Source organism: Ancylomarina sp., from assembly GCF_041555295.1.
Lineage (GTDB): Bacteria > Bacteroidota > Bacteroidia > Bacteroidales > Marinifilaceae > Ancylomarina.
Window position 1 is genome coordinate 1 of sequence record NZ_JBFFKR010000269.1, and the last position, 4563, is coordinate 4563.

General features: G+C 34.5%; 7 protein-coding genes. 1 reads left to right on the forward strand and 6 read right to left on the reverse strand.

Going from position 1 to position 4563, the window contains the following annotated elements; genetic code table 11:
• The 5 genes from menD to ABY905_RS14300 form a co-directional block, all read right to left on the reverse strand.
• The coding region (gene menD / locus ABY905_RS14280) for a 2-succinyl-5-enolpyruvyl-6-hydroxy-3-cyclohexene-1-carboxylic-acid synthase (protein WP_372645040.1) at nt 1-1095 on the reverse strand (1095 nt) is incomplete at its 3' end.
• A 27-nt stretch (nt 1096-1122) separates the two neighbouring features.
• Nucleotides 1123-2259 carry an isochorismate synthase gene (locus ABY905_RS14285; protein ID WP_372645042.1) on the reverse strand — a complete coding sequence of 379 codons (1137 nt, stop codon included), beginning with the start codon at nt 2257-2259 and terminating at the stop codon, nt 1123-1125.
• Entirely contained in the window at nt 2256-2678 is a 423-nt protein-coding gene (locus ABY905_RS14290) for a PaaI family thioesterase (RefSeq protein ID WP_372645044.1), read from the reverse strand. The genes ABY905_RS14285 and ABY905_RS14290 overlap by 4 nt, the downstream gene beginning before the upstream one ends.
• Nucleotides 2679-2868: 190 nt before the next feature.
• The gene (locus ABY905_RS14295) at nt 2869-3060 is read right to left on the reverse strand and encodes a cold-shock protein (protein ID WP_372645046.1); all 192 of its coding nucleotides are present in this window, start codon (nt 3058-3060) and stop codon (nt 2869-2871) included.
• Nucleotides 3061-3251: 191 nt separating this feature from the next.
• Entirely contained in the window at nt 3252-3719 is a 468-nt protein-coding gene (locus tag ABY905_RS14300) for a DUF4440 domain-containing protein (protein WP_372645048.1), read from the reverse strand.
• 87 nt (nt 3720-3806) lie between these two features.
• Between ABY905_RS14300 and ABY905_RS14305 the strand changes: the two genes are divergently transcribed.
• Nucleotides 3807-4109, forward strand: coding sequence for a cupin domain-containing protein (locus ABY905_RS14305; protein ID WP_372645050.1), 303 nt, complete (start codon nt 3807-3809; stop codon nt 4107-4109).
• A 73-nt stretch (nt 4110-4182) separates the two neighbouring features.
• On the opposite strand, the gene ABY905_RS14310 is transcribed toward ABY905_RS14305, so the two are convergent.
• The coding region (locus tag ABY905_RS14310) for a DUF5606 domain-containing protein (RefSeq protein ID WP_372645052.1) at nt 4183-4563 on the reverse strand (381 nt) is incomplete at its 5' end.

Genomic DNA, 4563 nt, shown 5'->3' on the forward strand with positions numbered 1-4563 from the left:
ATGAACTAAATCACAAGCTTGATCTCTATCTTTCCAAACTTCAGCATACGTACTTTCAGTTTCAGTAAGAAGAGCTAACAGATCTTCAAAAAATGCTTCTGGTGAAAGATCAATATGTGAACTTAGAGTTTGGAACGTATCGATAAAGGTATCTTCTTTTCCAATGAACCAATGCTTTTTAGGAGTATGATCTCTCAAAAATGATTTGATCTTTTTAGAAACCAATGGCCCTCCAAAATTGATGAGTAAATCTGGTTGGAAATTTGGAATTTCATCATCAGAGAAGCTTGTAATCACCCTATCGATACAAGGCAAAAAAGCCTGATCTTGCAGATTTGAGATTGTCTCAGTCAGAACTACAACTTGCTTAAATTTTGCCAACTGACTTAAGCAAGCATTTAGCTTTTCAGTCTTTGGCAGTAGGCCAGCTAGAATCAAAATTTTCTTTGAAGCTTGCCACTCCTGACTCAAACTCTCTTTAGCTTCATTTGAAAGGGCATCTTTAGAAACCAGCTTATTAATGATTCTTTCAGATTTATATTCATTAACCTTTTCACCATAAAGAGGTTCTCTGAATGGAACATTAATATGAACCGGGCCCATTCTTCCAGAAATGGATTTAGATAAAGCCTCATTCATTATTCTATTAATACTCCATAAATCATCAGTGCCCTTGTAAGCAATAGGTAAATGATAGCTTGCTTTTACGAAATTCTGTAAAACATTTACTTGATCTATAGCCTGACTATCATCCTGTCCGATCCACTCTTGTGGGCGATCAGCTGAGATAACGACTAAAGGCAAGCGTTGGTAAAATGCTTCAGCAATGGCTGGTGCATAGTTTAATAAGGCTGTACCTGATGTGCAAACCAAGCCGACTGGCTTGCCTGTTTGTTGAGCAATTCCCAAAGCAAAATAACCAGCACTTCGCTCATCAACTATTACAGGCGTTTCTATTCTTGTATCACGTGCGAAAGAGATCGTTAAAGGGGCATTTCTCGATCCTGGAGAAATCACCACATGCGCCATTCCCTTTGCAACACAAATATTTATAATTTCATTAACACCTAATATATCTGATGTATTTTGAGTCATTCTTATTTTTTTTGATCTGAAATTCTATCATGAAAGCTTACTAGCCTTTATCACTGACAAGAGTGTTTGAGCCTTGTGTTGGGTTTCTTCCCATTCCTTTTGAGGAATAGAATCAGCTGTGATTCCACCACCAACGAATAAAGATAATTGATTTTCTGTTATTTTCATGGTTCGTAAATTCACATATAAAGCAAAGTCTCCATTCGCTTCCAGTGGTCCCCAATAACCAGCATAATATTCCCTGTCGTGGGTTTCAACAGCCTTGATTAAATCTAGTGCCTTTAACTTAGGTAAGCCACAAACAGCAGGTGTTGGGTGTAAAGCTGTTATCATCTTAGCCTTATCCTTAAAACTCAGATTTCGCTCGATCTTAAACTCCGTTTTCAAATGAGCAACCTGTCCTGCTTTTACTGTAAAAGGACCTTTCTTTTCGAATTGGTCAATTGAATTATCTTTAAAAACAGCATCAATATAATCACTTACGAAAGCTTGTTCCTCAATTTCCTTACGTCCCCACTTAATATCTGACAAATTAGAACTCAATACTGGCAGAGTTCCAGCTAGAGCAACTGTTTCTGTTTTATTATTTTCTGATTTTAGTAGTAATTCCGGGCTCGCTCCCATCCACGAGCAAATTCCAGGAAGAGAAACAAAGGAGACAAATGCTTGTGGATAATACTGGCAAAGCTGAACAAACAAAGATGGGCTATCCAGACTTTTATCGTTCTTTTCAATCTGAATTCTCGATAGAATTGCCTTTTGCAAATCCTCTCCTTTTAAAGCCTTTAGAATTTCAGATAATTGAGAGAAGTAATCTGATTCAGAGCTTTCAAAACAAGTGTCATTTTCTTCATACTCGAGCTCATTCTTACATCGATTCAAGTTTTGAATATCTTCTTCATTAATGTTCTCAGAACTAAAACCTATATCCTCACGGATAAACCATGAAGGGTGTTTATCGTTTGAGTCGAAGGGCGCCATCACAAAACCTTGTTTGCTTTGAAGATCAATAACATTTTGGAAACTCATCAAGTTCAAATCCTTCTGAACACCAATATTAATAAAATCTGAATTTGGTAATCGGTAAGTAAAAAATGGAAGATGATTGTTCAAACAATATTTGAGAATACTCTCTATCTTTTCCAAAATAAACGCATCTATCATAGCTGTTTCTTTAACACTACGTTAGTCAATCGACAAATTGAGATGAGTTTATCCTGTTCATTGCAAATATTAATTTCTACAATGTGACTTGTTCTACCCTTATGTATAAACTTAGCCTTAGCCCTTATTGTTCCTTTTTTGACACTTCGAATATGATTGGCATTTATCTCCATCCCTTTCACGTCAAATTTATCCATATCGATATGAATGACAGAAAGAGCTGAGCCCACAGATTCTGCTAAAGCTAAAGTTGCTCCACCATGTAAAATACGCATGGGTTGATAATGCTTAGATGTCACAGGCATTTCTGCAACCAGATAATCTTCACCAAGTTCGGTATATATAATCCCTAAGTGTTCCATCAGCGTATCGGAACTGATCTTATTTAGGACTTGAAGTTTTTCTTCTTTGTTAATCATCTAACAAATATATAACAATAGATAGAGATGGAAAACTCGAATGAAGATTGATTTTAGGAAAGAAGATACTATTGTCAGTTTTATCGATCTGAATTGTTATCTAACAATTCACTTAGGTAACATTAAAATAAAGGGCATAAAAAAAGCCCAATTCACATTGAGCTTTAGAAAGAAAATTCTTATTAGAGAATTAGTCAATTTTTACATTAACGGCATTCATTCCTTTTTTTCCTTCAACAACGTCGAAAGAAACAACATCTCCCTGGTCAATTTTGTCAATCAATCCTGTTACGTGTACAAAGATGTCTTCTTCTGTCTCATTGTTTTTAATGAAACCAAAACCTTTAGTTTCATTATAGAATTTTACGGTACCTTGTGGCATACTTCAATTATTTAATATTAATAGCATCGTAAATTTACTTAATTTGATGAAAAATAATAATTATGAGTCAATTATTTTTAAAAAACATATCTCTTTAATTTAAAAACTATTGCTGGTTATATGTTTTTTAGTCATACTAATAATTTTCATTTAAACCTGTCTTCCTTAATCATTCTTGACCTTAATCAATCTTATTTCTCCTTGCCAAGGCCACTGGTTCCTGCATCAAAAACATATTTCCAATCATTGTGTTTATCTTTCTTCCAAATAGAAACATAACAACCTTTGTAAGTTGAATCTGGCGTTATATACTTATAATAGCCATAAGTGTAAGCCATATCTCTGGAAGCAGATACATCGACGTATTCAGGCTCCCACGTTAAGCTTTGCCCCTCAACATTCTTAGACGAAAATAATGCCTTAATATTTTCATTTCCTACAATAGGATATGAATTATCCCGCAACATAACAGCCTTTGGTGAGGCAAATTTATAAAATGACTCAGCCATCCCATATTCTTGAGAATAGGATGAGAAAGCACGATCCGTTTCAAGGACTTTATTGCATTCATCAATTAAAGAAATTGATTTTCCGCATGACAATAAGCCAAGCAATAATATTGATGCGAATGAGATCTGAATTAAATTTTTATTTGGCATAGCTTTCATTATTTTAGTCATATAAAAATAGTAAAACTTATTCCCATATAGAATAAGTTTTCAAAACTAACACATAATAATCACTCCATGCACATCAATAAACTATCGCAGGAAATTGAAATATCTGGTATCGATAAAAAGCAAATCTATAAAAACAGACAATTTGAATCGCTAATTGTTGCAGTAGAAAAAGGCACGATTGTTCCATCACAACCTGCTCCTGCCGATGCAGGTTTATATCTGATTTCAGGAAAGATAGAATTTGAAATTGCTGGAAAGAAAACGCTCGTTGAAACCGATGATTTCTTCTCATTCTCTGAAGGTGAATTGCATGCCTTAAAAGCTCTTGAAGATTCTAAGTTCATCATATCGCGAAATCTTTTTGAATAAAATGCTTCATCAAAAACAAAGAGAGGCTGTCAAATTAATTTGACAGCCTCTCTTTATTCTTTTAGAACTTATTCTATTCTTCTTCTGAAGTTTCTTCTTTCTCTGCTTCAACTTCGTTCAACATATCGTTTTCCTGAAGAATATTATACCACTGAAAGACTTTCTTCATATCAGAAACATAAACACGATCTTCATCATAGTTAGGTAGAATCTCTCTCATATAAGCTTTCAACTCGTTACTTGAAGATTTGTGGCTGATAGCCTGTCCACCATTCTCTTTTTCTTTGATATTCTTGATTACCTCTTGTAATTGAACATCTCCTTCTTCTGTGAAAATTGCGATATCCTCTAAAGCAGAAATTTTTGAAGTCGCATGTGCAGGCATACGCTTTTTATCGATTAAAGATTCTACGATAAAACCACTCTTTGAGTTTGAAACTAATTTAAACAGACC

Bases quoted from the DNA above. Each gene is read 5' to 3' on its own strand.
- ABY905_RS14290 (WP_372645044.1), bottom strand. From the start codon at position 2,678: ATGATTAACAAAGAAGAAAAACTTCAAGTCCTAAATAAGATCAGTTCC.
- ABY905_RS14295 (WP_372645046.1), bottom strand. From the start codon at position 3,060: ATGCCACAAGGTACCGTAAAATTCTATAATGAAACTAAAGGTTTTGGT.
- ABY905_RS14285 (WP_372645042.1), bottom strand. From the start codon at position 2,259: ATGATAGATGCGTTTATTTTGGAAAAGATAGAGAGTATTCTCAAATAT.
- ABY905_RS14300 (WP_372645048.1), bottom strand. From the start codon at position 3,719: ATGCCAAATAAAAATTTAATTCAGATCTCATTCGCATCAATATTATTG.
- ABY905_RS14305 (WP_372645050.1), top strand. From the start codon at position 3,807: ATGCACATCAATAAACTATCGCAGGAAATTGAAATATCTGGTATCGAT.